Source organism: Caballeronia sp. LZ008 (genome assembly GCF_031451435.1).
Classification (GTDB): Bacteria; Pseudomonadota; Gammaproteobacteria; order Burkholderiales; family Burkholderiaceae; genus Caballeronia; species Caballeronia zhejiangensis.
The window spans coordinates 1388378-1405124 of record NZ_JARUXK010000001.1 but is presented as its reverse complement, the minus strand read 5'-3'; the positions used below and the strand labels follow the sequence as shown (position 1 = coordinate 1405124).

The 16747-nt window shown below is 64.1% G+C and carries 14 protein-coding genes; 3 read left to right on the top strand and 11 right to left on the bottom strand.

The features are described from left to right. Positions 1-158 precede the first annotated feature (158 nt). The 9 genes from QCE49_RS06630 to QCE49_RS06590 all read right to left on the bottom strand — a co-directional run bounded on the left by QCE49_RS06630 (position 159) and on the right by QCE49_RS06590 (position 11690). Positions 159-2081, bottom strand: a complete 1923-nt coding sequence (locus QCE49_RS06630; RefSeq protein ID WP_008349646.1) for a PrkA family serine protein kinase — start codon at positions 2079-2081, stop codon at positions 159-161. Positions 2082-2467: 386 nt separating this feature from the next. Further along, entirely contained in the window at positions 2468-3229 is a 762-nt protein-coding gene (locus QCE49_RS06625) for a hydratase (RefSeq protein ID WP_008349648.1), read from the bottom strand. A gap of 116 nt (positions 3230-3345) precedes the next feature. Further along, the gene (locus QCE49_RS06620) at positions 3346-5061 is read right to left on the bottom strand and encodes a methyl-accepting chemotaxis protein (RefSeq protein ID WP_250459222.1); all 1716 of its coding nucleotides are present in this window, start codon (positions 5059-5061) and stop codon (positions 3346-3348) included. Positions 5062-5243: 182 nt separating this feature from the next. Further along, complete coding sequence (gene rbsK, locus QCE49_RS06615) at positions 5244-6176, bottom strand: ribokinase (RefSeq protein WP_250459233.1); 933 nt, start codon at positions 6174-6176, stop codon at positions 5244-5246. A gap of 36 nt (positions 6177-6212) precedes the next feature. Beyond that, complete coding sequence (locus QCE49_RS06610) at positions 6213-7235, bottom strand: LacI family DNA-binding transcriptional regulator (RefSeq protein ID WP_008349655.1); 1023 nt, start codon at positions 7233-7235, stop codon at positions 6213-6215. Between the two features lie 218 nt (positions 7236-7453). Beyond that, positions 7454-8443 carry an ABC transporter permease gene (locus QCE49_RS06605; RefSeq protein WP_250439732.1) on the bottom strand — a complete coding sequence of 330 codons (990 nt, stop codon included), beginning with the start codon at positions 8441-8443 and terminating at the stop codon, positions 7454-7456. Beyond that, positions 8444-10033 (bottom strand): sugar ABC transporter ATP-binding protein, encoded by a 1590-nt coding sequence (locus QCE49_RS06600; RefSeq protein ID WP_250459235.1) that lies wholly within the window; start codon positions 10031-10033, stop codon positions 8444-8446. A 158-nt stretch (positions 10034-10191) separates the two neighbouring features. Continuing rightward, positions 10192-11154, bottom strand: a complete 963-nt coding sequence (locus QCE49_RS06595) for a sugar ABC transporter substrate-binding protein (RefSeq protein ID WP_008349661.1) — start codon at positions 11152-11154, stop codon at positions 10192-10194. 254 nt (positions 11155-11408) lie between these two features. Then, on the bottom strand, positions 11409-11690 hold the full coding sequence (locus QCE49_RS06590) for a hypothetical protein (RefSeq protein WP_250459237.1): 282 nt from the start codon (positions 11688-11690) through the stop codon (positions 11409-11411). A gap of 227 nt (positions 11691-11917) precedes the next feature. Between QCE49_RS06590 and QCE49_RS06585 the strand changes: the two genes are divergently transcribed. The 3 genes from QCE49_RS06585 to QCE49_RS06575 all read left to right on the top strand — a co-directional run bounded on the left by QCE49_RS06585 (position 11918) and on the right by QCE49_RS06575 (position 13900). After that, the gene (locus QCE49_RS06585; RefSeq protein ID WP_008349666.1) at positions 11918-12214 is read left to right on the top strand and encodes a PsiF family protein; all 297 of its coding nucleotides are present in this window, start codon (positions 11918-11920) and stop codon (positions 12212-12214) included. A 225-nt stretch (positions 12215-12439) separates the two neighbouring features. Continuing rightward, entirely contained in the window at positions 12440-12910 is a 471-nt protein-coding gene (locus QCE49_RS06580) for a hypothetical protein (RefSeq protein WP_244808084.1), read from the top strand. 399 nt (positions 12911-13309) lie between these two features. Continuing rightward, positions 13310-13900 carry a YSC84-related protein gene (locus QCE49_RS06575; protein WP_008349670.1) on the top strand — a complete coding sequence of 197 codons (591 nt, stop codon included), beginning with the start codon at positions 13310-13312 and terminating at the stop codon, positions 13898-13900. Between the two features lie 111 nt (positions 13901-14011). Here the strand turns inward: QCE49_RS06575 and QCE49_RS06570 are convergent, their stop codons facing one another. Together QCE49_RS06570 and otsA are read right to left on the bottom strand one after the other, a co-directional pair. Next, a complete protein-coding gene (locus QCE49_RS06570) occupies positions 14012-15082 on the bottom strand; it encodes a glycosyltransferase family 4 protein (RefSeq protein ID WP_008349671.1) in 1071 nt (356 codons plus the stop codon). 229 nt (positions 15083-15311) lie between these two features. After that, positions 15312-16697 carry an alpha,alpha-trehalose-phosphate synthase (UDP-forming) gene (otsA, locus tag QCE49_RS06565; RefSeq protein WP_175982897.1) on the bottom strand — a complete coding sequence of 462 codons (1386 nt, stop codon included), beginning with the start codon at positions 16695-16697 and terminating at the stop codon, positions 15312-15314. Between the last annotated feature and the right edge of the window lie 50 nt (positions 16698-16747).

Genomic DNA, 16747 nt, shown 5'->3' with positions numbered 1-16747 from the left:
GCTTCGACTGATCGCAGCGTCTTTCGTCTCGCAAACTGTCCACTGTGCGGTCCGGTTGCAATCCACGCGCCCGGGCCGCCGGGACTTCCTGACTATCGCTTTGCGCGGGACCGGAGCCAGGCGCTTCGAGCGCCGGCTCCCGTCTTGCCTTGCTTACATCACGACGACTTGCGCACGCGCAGATACCAGTCGCACAGGAGCCGGACCTGCTTCGGCGTATAACCCTTGGCGACCATGCGATTGACGAAGTCTTCGTGCTTGCGTTGCTCTTCGGCCGATCCTTTCGCGTTGAACGAAATCACCGGCAGAAGTTCTTCGGTGTTGGAGAACATCTTCTTCTCGATCACCACACGCAGCTTCTCATAGCTGATCCACGCGGGGTTCTTGCCGCCATTGGCCGCACGAGCGCGCAACACGAAGTTCACGATCTCGTTGCGGAAGTCCTTCGGGTTGCTGATGCCCGCGGGCTTCTCGATCTTCTCCAGCTCGGCGTTCAATGCCGCGCGGTCGAAACTCTCGCCGGTGTCGTGATCGCGGAACTCCTGATCCTGAATCCAGAAGTCCGCATACGTCACATAGCGGTCGAAGATGTTTTGTCCATACTCCGAATACGACTCCAGATAAGCGGTCTGAATCTCCTTGCCGATGAACTCGGCATAGCGCGAAGCGAGCACGTCCTTGATGAACGACAGATACTTCTGCTCCGTTTCCGGCGGGAACTGCTCGCGCTCGATCTGCTGTTCGAGCACGTACATGAGATGCACCGGATTCGCCGCGACCTCGCTCGAATCGAAGTTGAAGACACGCGACAGGATCTTGAACGCGAAACGCGTGGACACACCCGTCATGCCTTCATCGACACCCGCGTAATCGCGATACTCCTGATACGACTTCGCTTTCGGGTCCGTGTCCTTCAGGTTCTCACCGTCGTAGACCTGCATCTTCGAGAAGAGGCTCGAGTTCTCCGGTTCGTGCAGACGCGTGAGCACGGCCATCTGCGCCATCATCTTGAGCGTGCCCGGTGCGCAGACCGCCTCGGCGAGGGACGAATTGCGCAGCAGCTTCTCGTAGATCTTGATCTCTTCGCCGTAGCGCAGGCAGTACGGCACCTTCACGACGAAGATACGATCGAGCAGTGCTTCGTTGTTCTTGTTGTTGCGGAACGCCTTCCACTCAGACTCGTTCGAGTGCGCGAGGATGACGCCGTCGAACGGAATCGCGCCGAAGCCTTCCGTGCCCTTGAAGTTGCCTTCCTGGGTCGCGGTCAGCAGCGGGTGCAGCACCTTGATCGGCGCCTTGAACATCTCGACGAATTCCAGCAAGCCCTGATTGGCGAGGCACAGGCCGCCGGAATAGCTGTAGGCATCGGCGTCGTCCTGCGAATACGTTTCGAGCTTGCGGATGTCCACCTTGCCGACGAGCGACGAGATGTCCTGATTGTTCTCATCACCAGGCTCGGTCTTCGCAATGCCGATCTGACGAAGAATCGACGGATAGCGGCGCACGACGCGGAACTTGCGGATGTCGCCGTTGTACTCGTGCAGGCGCTTCACCGCCCACGGCGAGAGAATGCTCTTGAGATAGCGGCGCGGAATGCCGTATTGCTCTTCGAGCACCGGACCGTCTTCGTCGTAATCGAAAAGGCCGAGTGGCGATTCGTTGACGGGCGAGCCCTTCAGCGAATAGAACGGCACCCGCTCCATGAGCTGCTTGAGTCGTTCGGCGATCGACGACTTGCCGCCGCCCACCGGACCCAGCAGATAAAGGATCTGCTTCTTCTCTTCGAGACCCTGCGCCGCGTGCCGGAAGTAGGACACGACGTTCTCGATCACTTCCTCCATTCCGTAGAACTCGCGGAATGCCGGATACACCTTGATGACCTTGTTTGCAAACACACGCGATAAACGCGGGTCGAGCCGAGTGTCGACCATCTCCGGTTCCCCGATGGCCGTCAACATGCGTTCGCCCGCTGTTGCATATGTGGCAGGATCTTCTTTGCAGAGCGCGAGATACTCTTCGAGCGAGAATTCCTCCTCGCGAGTTTTTTCGAAGCGCGTCGCGAAACTGCTGTAGATATCCATGCTACCTCCTCGCCGAAGTCAGAAAGCTATGCCGTGCGCAACGCGCGTAATCGAAACGACATCGCTTGAAATCATCCTAAACCCTTTCGAATTTTTTTTCACGCACTTGCGTTGTTCATTTGCTTCGAAGAATTCCTAGCTTGGTGCGCTATTTTCGTTCACCTACAATGTTCATCCCAATGTCGCTATCCTCTTGCGCGACATGGTCCCTGCCTGTTCGCTTCCCCGCGCTCTTCGCTACTTATCTACTGCTTCCGTCCGCCAATGCGACGTGCGCCTCACATCCTTGGTTACGTGGACAAGCGCTCAAGAGATGCACGCATCCGATAAAGACGATGCGCGTGCGACATCATCAATAATCGTTCCCGGTGCGGCGCATCCGAACATCATGCGAGCACCAATTCCAGTTCGCCGATGCGATCGATCGCACCATGCAGCATGCCCGGTCCATCGACGCGATACGCGCCCGTATAGGAACCTGTTGTAATGGTCCAGAACGGCTCGACCGTCAAACCCATGCGAGAACAATGGTTGACGAGCCACGGCAGCAATTCGCGCGGATCGCCCGCGGGATTGCCGAGCGCGGCCGGTGCGATCGACACGCCGTCGAGGGTGAATTCCAGTCGCGGCGTCAGAAAGTCGAAGCCCGGCGCGACGACGTCGTAAGGTTCCATGCCCGATACGACGAGCGCGCCGTTGTTCTGCGAATCCGCGAGCTGGGCCAGCGGATCGAGATTGGGCCATTGAGCGAAACGGCTGTCGACGACTTCGAGCGCGACCGCGATGCCGCCGATCGCGTCGAACACTTCCTCGCGTGTGTAAGGGTCGGGTCGCGCGGGCAGCGCATAGGAAAAGCGGAACGCGACTTCGAGTTCCACGAGCACGCGGAAAAACGATTGAAAAGGTAGGCGCGCGGGCGAAACATGGACGAGCGCGGCGTCGATGGGCGCGCCCGTGGCGAGCGCGTCGGGGGCGCGCGCGCCGATCTTCCAGGCGCCGATGCGCGCATCCGCCTCCCTCAGCATCTCGTGCTGGATCGCGTAGGCGGTGGGCGCATCCGCAGGTATGTCGGCCGGCGCCAGCGTGTCGATCAGCTGATGCCGGCGGCGGGCGTCCGCGAGCTTCGCGGCGAGTGTCGATCCGGTCATGTCGATATCCTCGTGTGAGCGGTGAGGCACCCACCAGTGTACGGGTTACCGGATCGACGTTGGTCGCGCGCGTGTGCACTCGCGCGCATTCGGGCCTTAAGCGCCGTCTGTCGCGCTCAGAACGTCTCCCAGTCGCCGCTTGCCTCCGTCGTGGCGGACGCCTTCGGCGCGGGCGACGGCGCGGCCGGTGCGCGCTTCGCCGGCTTCAAGGCAACGCGCGCAGGCATCGTTGCGCGCGGTGCAATTTTCGCCGCCATCGTGGATGCTGCCGGAACAGCAGCAAGCGCCGCGCCGTCCGCGACCTGGAACACCGCCACCGCCTGCCGCAGCCGCCCGGCCTGATCTTCGAGCGACTGCGCGGCGGCCGCCGCTTCCTCGACGAGCGCCGCGTTCTGCTGCGTGACTTCGTCCATCTGCGTGACGGCGCGCGACACCTGCTCGATGCCGCTCGACTGTTCCTCCGACGCCGCCGCGATCTCGCCCATGATGTCGGTCACGCGCTGCACCGCGCCGATGATCTCGCTCATCGTGCGGCCGGCTTCGTCGACGAGCGTCGTGCCCGTCTGCACGCGCGCGACGGACGTGTCGATGAGTTCCTTGATTTCCTTCGCCGCCGCCGACGAGCGTTGCGCCAGACTGCGCACTTCGCCCGCGACGACCGCGAAGCCGCGCCCTTCTTCGCCCGCGCGCGCCGCTTCGACGGCCGCGTTGAGCGCCAGAATGTTGGTCTGGAACGCAATGCCCTCGATGATCGTGATGATGTCCGCGATCTTCGACGAACTGCCGTTGATCTCGCGCATCGTGTCGACGACCTGCGTGACGACCGCGCTGCCCTTGCCGGCGATTTCCGACGCGTTCGCCGCGAGTGCGCTCGCCTGCCGCGCGTTGTCGGCGTTCTGGCGGACGGTGCCGGTCAGCTCTTCCATGCTCGACGCGGTTTCCTGCAGCGCCGATGCCTGTTCTTCCGTGCGCGACGACAGATCGGTATTGCCCGCGGCGATCTGCTGCGTCGCCGACGCGATCGATTCGCTGCCCGAGCGCACCGTGCGGACGGTCGTCAGCAGGCTCGTGCGCATCTTGGCGAGACCTTCGAGCAACTGGCCCATTTCGTCGCGCGACGTGATGGCGACCTCGCGGCGCAGATCGCCCGCGGCGATCGATTCGAAATGACCGAGCGCCGCTTCGAGCGGCCGCGCGATGGCGCGCCTGAGCGACAGCCACGCGAACGCGGCCGCGGCGATGCCGAGCGCGATCGCGCCGAAGCTCAGCGCGCGGAACCATCCGAAGCGGTCCTGCGTCTCCTCATAGCTTCTCGCGGATGCTTCGGTCAGATGCTTGCGCAGCGCGTCGTTGGCGTTGGCGAGCTCGTTGTACGTCGCCTGCATCGCCTTGGCGTTCGCGATGATGGCGTCGTGATCGTTCGCCAAGACCGCCGCGACGCCCTTGTCGACGATGCCCTGCAGCGCGAGGCGCCGGTCCTGAGCGGCGTCGGCGAGGCGCTTTTCTTCCGGCGCTTGCGGCAGCGCCAGGTATTGCTTCCAGTAGCCGTCCGCGCGTTCGCGCATCATGCGCGCGCGCTCGACCGTGGCCGCCACCTCCGGCGTGCCGGCGAGCAGCGCCGCGCGATCGAACACGAGACGCTCGCGCGCCGCATACATTTCCGCGTTGCCGACGGCGATCGCCGCGGGCATCTGCACCGAATAGGTGTCTTGAAACGCGCGATTCGAATGGCTCATGCCGGTGAGCCCCAACGCGCCGATCGCGATGAGCAGTGCCCCCAGAAACGCCATCGAGATGCCGAGGCGCGCCTTGATCGTCAAAGCTGTTTTCATTGAATTTTTTCCCTGATGTCGCTCGCGAGCGGAGTCGTCGTTGCGTGGCAGCGTGCGCGCGGGACATCGCGCGACCGCTATCGATGTAAACGGCGCGAATGTGTCGGCACTTGAGGAATTTGTTTCGTATGAAAAGAAAACGGCGCGTCAGACGCGCCGTGTTTTCAATGAATATTGAAAAGTTATGCTGAAATTTCGCTGCGGTGCGGAATCGATGGTTGCGCGCCCTCGCGCGTCACCGCGATTGCCGCCGCGCGCTGGCCGAACGCGATTGCGTCTATTGCCGCCGCGCCGCGTGCGAGTTCCGCCGAGAAGCCGCCGATGAACGTGTCGCCGGCGGCGGTCGTATCGACCGCTTCGACGCGCGGCGACGGCAGATGAACGCCTTCGTCGTCCGCGCCGTCGAGCAAAGCCAGCACCCCTTGCGCGCCGAGCGTCACGATGACGTTGCGCGCGCCTTTCGCCTTGAGCGCCTGCGCGGCGCGGCGCGCGTCGTCGGGCGTTTCGATGGCGACCCCGGAGAGCGTCGCGGCTTCGAGTTCGTTCGGAATCAGATAGTCGATCAGCGGGAACCAGTCCGGCGGCAACTTGCGCGCCGCGGGCGCGGGATTCAGGATCGTCGTGCGCTTCAGGCGACGGCCGGTGGCGAGCGCGGCGCGCACGGCGTCCGGCGGCGTTTCGAGCTGGCACACGATGACGTCGGCGCGCGCGATGAGCGCCTCCTGCGCTTCGATGCGCGCGGGCGTGACTTCGGCGTTGCTGCCCGCGACGATGACGATCGCGTTCTGGCTCGCATCGTCGACGACGATGAGCGCGACGCCCGTCGGCGCGCTGGCGCTGGTCGCGAGCGCCGTGCAGTCGATGCCTTCCGCTTCGAGGCTGCCTCTGAGCGTGGCGCCGTTCGTATCGTCGCCGACGCAGCCGATCATCGCGACATGCGCGCCCAGGCGCGCCGCGGCGACCGCCTGATTGCTGCCCTTGCCGCCCGGCATCTGCGCGAACGCGTGTCCGGCGAGCGTTTCCCCCGGTCGCGGCAGGCGCGGCGCGCGCGCGACGAGATCCATGTTGAGGCTGCCGACCACGGTCACGCGGCCGGTTTTGGCACTGTCGCCCATCTCGTTTCCTTTGGTTCCTTTACTGCACCGCGGTCGTTACGCCTTCGCGCCGCGCGACTCGGGCACCACCGCGGTCGATTCGCGGCGCACGAGGCGCGGCGGCACCACGCGGCGGCGCGTCGTGCCCGTCAGCTTGCCGGTGATGCGCTCGATCAGCGTCTGCGCGGCCATTTCGCCGAGCGCGCGCACCGATTGCCCCACCGTCGACAAGGCCGGATAGGTGTAGCGCGACAGCTCGACATCGTCGAAACCGATGATCGAGCAGTCCGTCGGCACGTTGATGTGACGCTCCGCCGCCGCACGCAGCGCGCCGATGCCCATCATGTCGTTGCACGCGAAGATCGCCGTCGGCTTCATGTTGTCGAGCAGGAGCGAGGCCGCCGCGTAACCGCCCGTCGCGGAAAAGTCGCTCTGCTGGATCGCGTTCGGCGCGATTTCCATGCCGCGCTCGGCCATCGCGCGGATGAAGCCGTGCAGGCGCATCGCGGAAACGGCGGTCGCGACGGGGCCTGTGATGCAGCCGATCTTCGAATGCCCGAGCTGCAGCAGATGCCGCGTCGCGAGATACGCGCCCTTTTCGTGGTCGATCTGCACGAGGTCCGATTGCAGCCCCTCGATATTGCGGTCGACGATCACGAGCGGCTCGCGCGCGCCCGCGAGGCATTGCGCGAGCACCGAGTCCTCGCCCGCCGATGCAATCACGAGCCCGTCGATGCGCTTTTCCTGCAGCACGCGCAGATAGTTGCGCTGCTTCGCGGGATCGTCGTCGGAGTTGCAGAAGAACACGCAATAGCCGTTCTTCGCGCAGCCGTCCTCGACGCCGCGCGCGAGCTCGGCGAAATACGGATTCGTCGCGTTCGGCACGAGCAGGCCGATGGTCGCCGTCGAGCGCGCCTTCAGCGAGCGCGCGACCGCCGACGGCACGTAGTCGAGCTCACGGATCGCCCGCTCGACTTTCGCCCGCACGTCGGCCGAAACCGGCCGCGAATTGTTCACTACGTGGGATACCGTCGTAAACGACACCCCGGCAATGGCTGCCACGTCTTTGATCGTCGCCATACATCGTCCTTCGCTATGCTTTGGTCCAACTGCTCTTATTGGTCGTAAGGCGTCCGGCGCGACCACTTTTCATGCGCCGCTCTGCTTTCCCCGCGCCCTGCCTGCTTCATTGTGTGCGGCGGCGATGAATCCCCGTTCGCCGCTGCCGCCCGCTGCCTTCTCTCGTCGCCGGCCGTTGCTCCACCCCGTTCGGAGCGCCCGCCTGCGCCGCCCTTCGATCAAATCCGCTTTCTCCTGCTGCGGTATGTATCCAGCACCACCGCCACCACGATCACCGCGCCGGTAATGATGCGCTTGGTCGGCTCGTTCGCGCCGATCTGCGCCAGTCCCGCCGCCAGCACGGAGATGATCAACACGCCGAAAAACGTGCTGATGACCGAGCCGCGCCCGCCCATCAGGCTCGTTCCGCCGATCACGACCGCCGCGATCACCTGCAGTTCCAACCCCGCGCCGGCGTTCGGATCGGCGGCTTCGAGCCGCGAGATCTGAAAGAGCGCCGCGAGTCCGGACAAGGCGCCCATCAGCGCGAAAACGATCACCTTGTACGGCCGCGGATTCACGCCCGCGAGACGCACGGCTTCCTCGTTCGTGCCGATCCCTACGAGATATCGGCCGAAAACCGTCCGGGTCAAGACCAGATGGGCAATTATCATCACCGCGACCGCGATCAGGAACGCGGGCGAGATGCCGAACGCGATCGGATTCGACAGAAAATCGAACGCATCGCCGATGTACGCCGTGCGCGAATTCGTCATCTGATACGCAAGCCCGCGCGCGCCTTCCAGCACCCCGAGCGAGACGATGAACGACGGAATCCGCCACGCTACCGTCACGAGGCCGGTCACGGCGCCCGTCAGCGCGGCGGCCGCGAGCCCGATCAGCGCCGCCGGAAACGCCGGCCAGTGCCACTTCAGCGCGGCCACGCTCACCACCGACGCGCCCAGCGCCAGCACCGAGCCGACCGACAGATCGATGCTCGCGATGATGAGCACGAACGTCATGCCGACCGACATCACGACGAGATCCGGAATCTGGTTCGCGATCGTGCTGAACGTGTCGTACGTCAGAAAGTGCGTGCTCAGCACCGAAAACAGCGCGATCATCGCGGCGAGCGCGCCCGCGAGACCCAGGTAATTCGAAATGCCCAGACGCGTGCCGACGCCTTTCGTGCTCTTCGGCGCATCGGCGGGCAGATTCGCTTCGCTCATTCAATGCTCCACGTTGTCTTCGGGCGCTTTCGCGTCCGGGGCGATGGGCTCGTGCAGGATCGCCTCGCGCTTCGCGTAACCCGAGAACGCCGCCGCGAGCAGCGCGTCCTGCGTCCAGTTCGCGCGCTCGAACACGCCCGTCATGCGCCCCGCCGACATCACGCCGATACGGTCGCAGATCAGCATCAGCTCGCGCAGGTCGCTCGACACGACGACGAGCGCGCGTCCTTCGCGAGCGAGCGCGCCCATCAGCCCGTAGATGTCGAACTTCGCGCCGACGTCGATGCCGCGCGTCGGCTCGTCGAACAGCAGCACCGAGCAGTCGCGCGCGAGCCACCGGCCGATCACGACCTTCTGCTGGTTGCCGCCCGACAGTTCCGACACGGCCTGCGCCGGCCCCGACGTGCGAATCCGCATCGCGTCGGTCTGCCGTTGCGCGAGCGCCGCTTCCCGGCGCGCGTCGACCACGCCGTGCCGCGCCACCGCGCCGACGTTGCCCAGTGAAACGTTCGCGGCGATCGGCAGGCTGAGCAGCAGGCCCTCGCCCTTGCGATCCTCCGTGATGAGCGCGATGCCTTCTTCGACCGCATCCGACGGCGATTGCACCGTCACGCGCCGCAGCGCCTGCCCTTTGCGCGCGACGGACACCGTGCCCGCGTCCGCGCGATCCGCGCCGTAGATGAGCCGCATCAGCTCGGTGCGGCCCGCGCCGATCAGCCCGCTCACGCCGAAAATCTCGCCCGCGCGCACCTCGAACGACACGTCGCGCACGGCCGGCAGCCGCGTCATGCCTTCCACTTTCAGCGCGACATCGCCGATCCGCCGTTCGCCCAGATCGATGCGCTCGCCGATCTCGCGTCCGACCATCAGCGTGACGAGCCGGTCGCTCGTGAGCGCGTCCATCGGACCGATATGCACGAGGCGTCCGTCGCGCAGCACTGCCGCGCGCTCGGCGATGCGCCGCAATTCCTCCAGCCGGTGCGAGATGTACACGAGCGCGACGCCGCGCGCCTTCAGCCTTTCGACCTGCTCGAACAGCAGATCGACTTCCCGCGCGGTGAGCATCGCGGTCGGCTCGTCGAGAATCAGCACGCGGCAATCGCCGATCAGATTGCGCGCGATTTCCACCATCTGCTGATGCCCGATGCCGAGACCGCCGACGAGCGTATCCGGATCGATCGCGTCGAGCCCGACTTGCGCCATCGCGTGACGCGCGTCTTCTGCGAGGCGCTTGCGGTCGATCCAGCCGAAGCCCTTGCACGGCAAGCGGTTCAGAAAGAGATTCTCCGCCACCGATAACGTCGGCAGCAGGTTCAGCTCCTGCATCACCATGCGCACGCCGAGCGATTCGGCCTCCGAGCGGCTCTTCGGCGCGTAGGGCTGGCCCGCGAGCGTCATCGCGCCGGTCGACGGATCGGTCAGCCCGCCGATGATCTTCGACAGCGTGCTCTTGCCCGCGCCGTTCTCGCCGGTCAGCGCGAGCACCTCGCCCGCGACGAGATCGAGCGATACGTCCGTCAGCACCGGCTCGACATAGGTCTTGCCGATGCCCGTCACCGTCAGCACGTTCGCATCGTTCGGTCCGGTCATGGGGCGCTTCAAGGCTCGGTTGTGCATCCTCGGAATGATCCAGCACGGCTGGGCGAAGCCCGCGCGAAAGGCCGCGGAGCGTGCCCGCGCCGTCTGCCTTTCGCGCTCGTCAGTGTGTTATCGGCACGCCCGCCGCGAACTTGAGGCTTCGCGCCGGCTCACTTCGTCACGAGATCGACCGGCGTTTCCACGACCTGCGAAAGCTCCGACTGCTTCTTGTGGCCGGCAATCGCCTTCAACGCCACGTCGATGCCGAACACCGCCTGCTTTGCCGCGTACTGGTCGGCCGTGGCGAGCACGCGGCCGTCCTTGAGCATCGGCTTGATCGCGCCGATGTTGTCGAAACCGACGACCTGCACCTTGCCCGCCTTGCCCGCCGCGCGAATCGCCGACACGGCGCCGATCGCCATGTTGTCGTTGTCGCACAGGAGCGCCTTCACGTTCGGATTGGCGTTCAGGATCTGCGACGCGACCGCGTTGCCCTTGTCGATTTCCCATTCGCCCGACTGCAGCGCGACCACCTTCATGCCGGCGGCGTCCATCGCTTCCTTGAAGCCCGCGCTGCGCGCCTGCGAATTCGTCGTGGTCGTCACGCCTTCGATGATCGCGACTTCATCGCCCTTCTTCAGTTTCGGCGCGAGATAGTCGCCGACCTTACGCGCGCCCTTCTTGTTGTCCGGTCCGACGAACGGCACGTTCAGATCCTTCGACTTGAGCACGTCCGGATCGAGCCGGTTGTCGATGTTCACGACGATGATCCCCGCGTCCGCCGCCTTCTTGATGACCGGCACGAGCGCCTTCGAATCAGCCGGCGCGATCACAAGCGCATCGACCTTCGAGACGATCATCTGTTCGACGATGCGGATTTGCGCCGCCGTGTCGGTCTCGTCCTTGATGCCGTTGGTGATCAGGTCGAACTGGCCGGCGTTGTGCGCCTGATAGTCTTTCGCGCCGGTTTCCATCGTCAGGAAGAACTCGTTGGCGAGCGATTTCATGACGAGCGCCACCTTGGGCTTGCCCGCCGGCTGCGCGAACGCCGATGACGACGCGAACGGCAATGCGGTGCAGGCGGCGAGCGCGACGGCAGCCGTGAGGACGCGTCGGCGGATGATTCGGTTCATGCGGATCTCCAATGCTTATTCTGGTTTGTTGGTCTTGCGAGATGCAGCGAACGCGAGCAACGCCAATCGAAACGCGCCGGACGCTCGCGCGCCAATGCCTTCGACGCCCTTTCGCGCACGTTTGAACGTTTGCTCGCCGTCGATTCTCGTTGGACAGGCGCCGGAGGTCAATCGGGCTAACGTGTAGTGCAGCACATACGACAACGCCGTCGAACGGGTGCTCGACGGCGTTTTTAGTTGCCTGCGGACAAGACTCAGAGATCTTCGACCGACTGCCCTTCGACCTTGTTGTCGATGATGTCGCGCGCGTAGTCGATGCCCGCGCGCGTCGCGTCGATCGGACTGTCGAACGGTTCCTGATCGGGCACGCCGAACATCACCGAGCGGCCGCTTTGGCCGTGCGCGCTCTTCGCGATCGTCACGACTATGTCGAAGTGTCGCGGGCTGTCGTCCGGCTCGTCGCGATCCTTCGCGCGCCTCAATGCCTGAACCTTGATCTCGAAGCCTTTGTAATGATCCGACAGCGGCGTGGACATGGACGATCTCCTTTCGCATTGACATGCATCGCACGATCATACGTCGGCTGCATCGGTCGTGCGGATCGCCGGCGACGAAAGGCGTTTGCAAGCCTCGTTCCCGCGACTCCCGATTTCACCCTATCCCGCACACCGTTCATATTGTGTTTGCCATAATGCGCGGGCGACATGCCGATGCAGACACGCGCCGTCGAACAACAACCGTCACTCAAATCAGGGAGCGTCACATGACCATTCGAGCCACCGCCCTCATCGCCGTGCTGAGCCTGACGCTCGGCGCGAACGTCGCCTTCGCCGCCAACAGTCAGCAAAGCAAGATGACCGATTGCAACAAGCAGGCGGGCGACAAGAAAGGCGACGACCGCAAGGCCTTCATGAAGAGCTGTCTGTCCGCCGCGCCGGCTGCCGCATCCGCGCCGATGACGCAGCAGCAGAAGATGACGGCGTGCAACAGCCAGGCAGGCGACAAGAAAGGCGACGACCGCAAGAGTTTCATGAAAAGCTGCCTCAGCAACAAGGGCTGATCTCGCCTGCGTTCGCGTTCTGCACGCCGCGCCGTTCGCGCGCGGCGCCCCTTGCGTATTTACGCTCCCTACCGGCCGATATTGCACTGCACCCAAGCTAGTGATTCGCACCGTCGTCTTTTTCTCATAAGATGGCGCGAAGGCGGCCCCTTACGAAATACAAGAAAGACGCCATCGGCCGCCGCCGTTTCGAGCGAGGCGAAAAGCCGCGCATGGAGGCATCGGATGGCATGGAGACACAAGAACCGCTGGTTCAGGCGGTGGCTCGTGGCGATCACGTTCTGGTTCGTGCCGGTGCTGATCGTCGCGGTGAACGAAGTGCGCGAGGAGATGGCGTACAACAACGTCGATCTCCAGAAGTCGCTTGCCAGCTGGGAGTTGACCGATGCCCAACGCGCGGCCGGCGCCGCGGCGCGCTGCCACGGCACGTCCGAAGAAGCGCGCGCAGCCGGTTGTCCCGAAGATGCCATCGCCGCCACCGAGGTGAAGCATCAGGAAGCGCTCAACGAATACGCGCATCGCAAGGCGACGCTCGCCGATTATCTCTGGCATGCGTTCGTCGGCTACTGGATCGTGCCCGCAGCGTTCCTGCTCGTGCTCGGCGTGCTGATCGGCGGCATCCGGCGCGCGCTGCGCCGTCCGCAACACACGCCCGCGCCGCCCTCCGCCGAAGTAAAAACGACGACCCATCCGTGACCAAGCCTCGGGTACGGTCGTTGCTACTTCCTTCAGCGGTTTTCTCGTACGACCTAAAGGCAGCGTCACGAAAATTCTGCTCGCCTTGGGCCGCACTTCGGGCGAAAACGCCGTTTCCATTTCGGTTTGGTCAAAGCTTCGTCTAACCTTGTATCAGACGATGTGTGCTTCGAAAGATTTGTGTAATTTAACGACGCGCCTGACGCTTATGGGGACGGATTCGGAGTAAGCTAGGTCCGGCTTGTTCGCCCGAATGTTGCGGAGCCTGAAGACCCAAGCCTGACAAGGCTTTCGGCGCATGGGCCGAGGCTCGCGGTTTCACCTTGCTGTGCTATAACTTGGCGTGCCTCACCCTCCCGCTCTTATGGGGTTTCCTAAATTCCACGATGGAGAACAATGATGCAAAGACGAAACTTCATGCTCAAGTCGACGGCCGTGCTGGCAATGGGTGGCCTCGCGCTTGCCGGCTGCACGGCAAACCGGAACGCCGGCAGCGAAGCGGCCGCGGGCGCCGCCGATGACCGCCGCGCCATCGACGCAGATGTCGACAGCACGATCCAGCGTCTCTATGCCACCGTCGGCGGCTCGCGCGAGCTGGTCGCGAAAGCGCGCGGCGTGCTGGTGTTCCCGTCGGTGCTTCAGGCCGGCTTCATCGTCGGCGCACAATACGGCAAGGGTGCGCTGCGTGTGGGCGGCAGCAGCGTCGGGTACTACAGCACGACGTCCGGCTCGTTCGGCCTGCAGGCAGGCGCGCAGTCGAAGGCGCTGATCTTCCTGTTCATGACGCAGGATGCGCTCGACAAATTCCGCAACTCCGACGGCTGGTCGGCGGGCGCGGATGCATCGGTGGCGTTGGTGAAGATGGGCGCGAACGGCGTGATCGACACGACCACCGCCACGAAACCGGTCGAGGCCATCGTCCTGACCAACGCCGGCCTGATGGCCGACGTGTCGCTGCAAGGCACGAAGGTGTCGCGCATCAAGTACTGAGCGCGTCGCGCTTTACCTCGCGGCGAATGCAAAACCGCCGTGTGGTGCGACCTTCCGGGTCGCGCCACACGGCGGTTTTTTGTTTTTTCCCGCGTCGTGTCGGGTCGCGCGTCAGGTCGTCGTCGCGCGATCGATCACTTTGAAGCGCGCACGCTTCTGCGCGCGCACGACCGACTGATACGCCTCGAGATATTGCCGAGCCATGCGATGCGACGTGAAGCGCTCCTCGAAGCGATTGCGCACGCGCTCGCGCGACAGCGTATGCAGACGATTCACCGCGGCCACCGCACCGATTTCATCCTCGACGATGAAGCCAGACACGCCCTCGTCCACCACTTCCGGCACCGAGCCGCGATTGAACGCGATGACCGGCGTGCCGCACGCCATCGCCTCGATCATCACGAGGCCGAACGGCTCGGGCCAGTCGATCGGAAACACGAGCGCGTGCGCGCCCGACAGGAATTCGGCTTTCTGACTGTCGTTGATCTCGCCGACGTACTCGACATACGGCAGCTCCAGCAGCGGCGCAATCTCGCGCTCGAAATACTCGTGGTCGGCGAAATCGACCTTGGCGGCAATCTTGATCGGCAAGCCGCATCGGCCCGCGATGCGAATGGCCGTATCGACGCGCTTTTCCGGCGAAATGCGTCCGAGGAACGCCAGATACTTCTGCTCCACCGGCTGCGGCACGTAGAGCTTCTCCGGCAAGCCGTGATAAACGGTGCTGACCCATTTCGCCTGCGGCAGCGGATGCCGCTGCGCGTCGGAAATGGAGATTACGGGCGCGGTGTTGAACGTATCGAATACGGGCTGCTGCTCGGGCAGATCGAGCCGGCCGTGCATTGTCGTCACGAACGGCGTGTCCTGGCGCTTGAACAGCGAGAACGAGTAATAGTCCATGTGAAAGTGCAGGACATCGAACTCTTCGGCGCGGCGGCGCACGAGTTCCATCAGCAGCATGTGCGGCGCGATGCGGTCGCGGATCGCCGGGTCGAGCCGCAACGCGCGCGGCCACACGGGTTCCAGGTTGGCGCTGGTCTGCGAATCGCCGGTGGCGAAGAGCGTCACCTCGTGACCGAGCTCGACGAGCGCCTCGGTCAGGTACGACACCACACGCTCGGTCCCGCCATAGAGCTTCGGCGGCACCGATTCGGTCAGCGGAGCAATCTGGGCAATTCTCATCGTTCTCGTCTCCATGCGGATATCGACGTGCGGCTGATCGCTTGCCAGCCGCGGCGCGCATCGAGTATGACAGCGGATCGTAAGGCCGGACAACGAGGTTTGCCCTTACGAATCGTTCCGCCATCCGCTGCGATGAAGCCCATTATCGAGTGCGGATGCGCCCGTTCCGGACGTCTCTTGCACTTTCATCGCTCTGTTACAGCACGGAAACATTCGTTTCCGGCGACGGTTACCGTTCGGCGTCGCCGCGCAGATCGGCGAGGAAGTTGTCGCGCCACACGCCCAGATCGTGCTTGCGCAGCGCCGCCATGTTGGTCTCGTAGCGCTGCTTGCGCTCGGCGAGCGGCATCGCCAGCGCGCGGCCGATCGCTTCGCTCGTGCCGACGATATCATGCGGATTGACCATCACCGCGCCGGTCATTTCATCGGCCGCGCCGGCGAACTGGGAAAGCACGAGCACGCCGGGATCGTCGGGGTTCTGCGCCGCGACGTATTCCTTCGCGACGAGATTCATGCCGTCGCGCAGCGGCGTGACGAGCCCGATCTGCGATTCGCGAAACAGCGACATCAGCTTCCAGCGGTCGTATCGCTGATTGAGATAGCGGATCGGCGTGTAATCGAGCCCGGAGTAACGTCCGTTGATGCGCCCCGCTTCGTACTCCAGGTTCTGGCGAATCTGCTGATAGGTTTCGACGTCCGAGCGCGTCGGCGGCGCGATCTGCACGAGCGTGACATTGCCACGCCACTCGGGCGACTTTTCCAGAAAATGCTCGAACGCGCGGAAGCGCTCGACCAGTCCTTTCGAGTAATCGAGCCGATCCACGCTCATGATGAGCTTACGGCCTTCGAGGCTCTGCTTCAGGTCCATCACGTCCTGACGCGCCTCGCCGCGTTCGGCCTGCTCGGCGATTTCATCGGGAAACACGCCGATGCGATAAACGTTCGTCCGCAGCTTGCGTCCGAAAGCCTCGACGTGGCCGTCGGGGGTCGCGGTGCCGTGCGCGTGCCGGACGATGTAGTCGTGAAACGCGACGCGATCGCTTTCCGTCTGAAACCCGACGACGTCATAGCAGCACAGCGACTTCACCAGTTCCTCGTGCGGCGGAATGTTCAACAGGATCTGCGGCGACGGAAACGGAATGTGCAAAAAGAAGCCGATGCGATTCGTGATGCCCGCCGAGCGCAGCGCCTCGGCGAACGGGATCATGTGATAGTCGTGGACCCAGATGATGTCGCCGGGTTCGAGCAGCTTGATGAGCTTGTGCGCGAGCCACGCGTTCACGCGCCGGTAGCCCGCGTACTCGTCCCGGTCGTAGACGGCGAGATCGTTGCGATAGTGGAAAACCGGCCACAGCATCGCGTTCGAGAAACCGCGGTAGTACTGGTCGTAGTCCTTTTTCGGCAGGCCGACGGTCGCAAAGGTCACCGCGCCGTCCTGTTCGAGTTTCGGTCCCTGATTCGCGACGGTTTCGCTCACGACGTCGCCGCTCCAGCCGAACCAGACGCCGCCGCTGTCCTTCAGCGCGCCGAAGACGCCGACGGCGAGCCCGCCCGCGGAGCCCTTGGTTTCGGTCGGCGTGGCGACCCGGTTGGATACGACGACGAGACGGCTCATAGACTTTCCTTTTCCTCTTCGAACGTGATCAACGTGACTTAACGTGACTT

What these genes read in the sequence shown, in the direction of transcription:
- QCE49_RS06630 (WP_008349646.1), bottom strand. Translation starts at nt 2,081, where the DNA reads ATGGATATCTACAGCAGTTTCGCGACGCGCTTCGAAAAAACTCGCGAG.
- QCE49_RS06625 (WP_008349648.1), bottom strand. Translation starts at nt 3,229, where the DNA reads ATGACCGGATCGACACTCGCCGCGAAGCTCGCGGACGCCCGCCGCCGG.
- QCE49_RS06620 (WP_250459222.1), bottom strand. Translation starts at nt 5,061, where the DNA reads ATGAAAACAGCTTTGACGATCAAGGCGCGCCTCGGCATCTCGATGGCG.
- rbsK (WP_250459233.1), bottom strand. Translation starts at nt 6,176, where the DNA reads ATGGGCGACAGTGCCAAAACCGGCCGCGTGACCGTGGTCGGCAGCCTC.
- QCE49_RS06610 (WP_008349655.1), bottom strand. Translation starts at nt 7,235, where the DNA reads ATGGCGACGATCAAAGACGTGGCAGCCATTGCCGGGGTGTCGTTTACG.
- QCE49_RS06605 (WP_250439732.1), bottom strand. Translation starts at nt 8,443, where the DNA reads ATGAGCGAAGCGAATCTGCCCGCCGATGCGCCGAAGAGCACGAAAGGC.
- QCE49_RS06600 (WP_250459235.1), bottom strand. Translation starts at nt 10,033, where the DNA reads ATGACCGGACCGAACGATGCGAACGTGCTGACGGTGACGGGCATCGGC.
- QCE49_RS06595 (WP_008349661.1), bottom strand. Translation starts at nt 11,154, where the DNA reads ATGAACCGAATCATCCGCCGACGCGTCCTCACGGCTGCCGTCGCGCTC.
- QCE49_RS06590 (WP_250459237.1), bottom strand. Translation starts at nt 11,690, where the DNA reads ATGTCCACGCCGCTGTCGGATCATTACAAAGGCTTCGAGATCAAGGTT.
- QCE49_RS06585 (WP_008349666.1), top strand. Translation starts at nt 11,918, where the DNA reads ATGACCATTCGAGCCACCGCCCTCATCGCCGTGCTGAGCCTGACGCTC.
- QCE49_RS06580 (WP_244808084.1), top strand. Translation starts at nt 12,440, where the DNA reads ATGGCATGGAGACACAAGAACCGCTGGTTCAGGCGGTGGCTCGTGGCG.
- QCE49_RS06575 (WP_008349670.1), top strand. Translation starts at nt 13,310, where the DNA reads ATGCAAAGACGAAACTTCATGCTCAAGTCGACGGCCGTGCTGGCAATG.
- QCE49_RS06570 (WP_008349671.1), bottom strand. Translation starts at nt 15,082, where the DNA reads ATGAGAATTGCCCAGATTGCTCCGCTGACCGAATCGGTGCCGCCGAAG.
- otsA (WP_175982897.1), bottom strand. Translation starts at nt 16,697, where the DNA reads ATGAGCCGTCTCGTCGTCGTATCCAACCGGGTCGCCACGCCGACCGAA.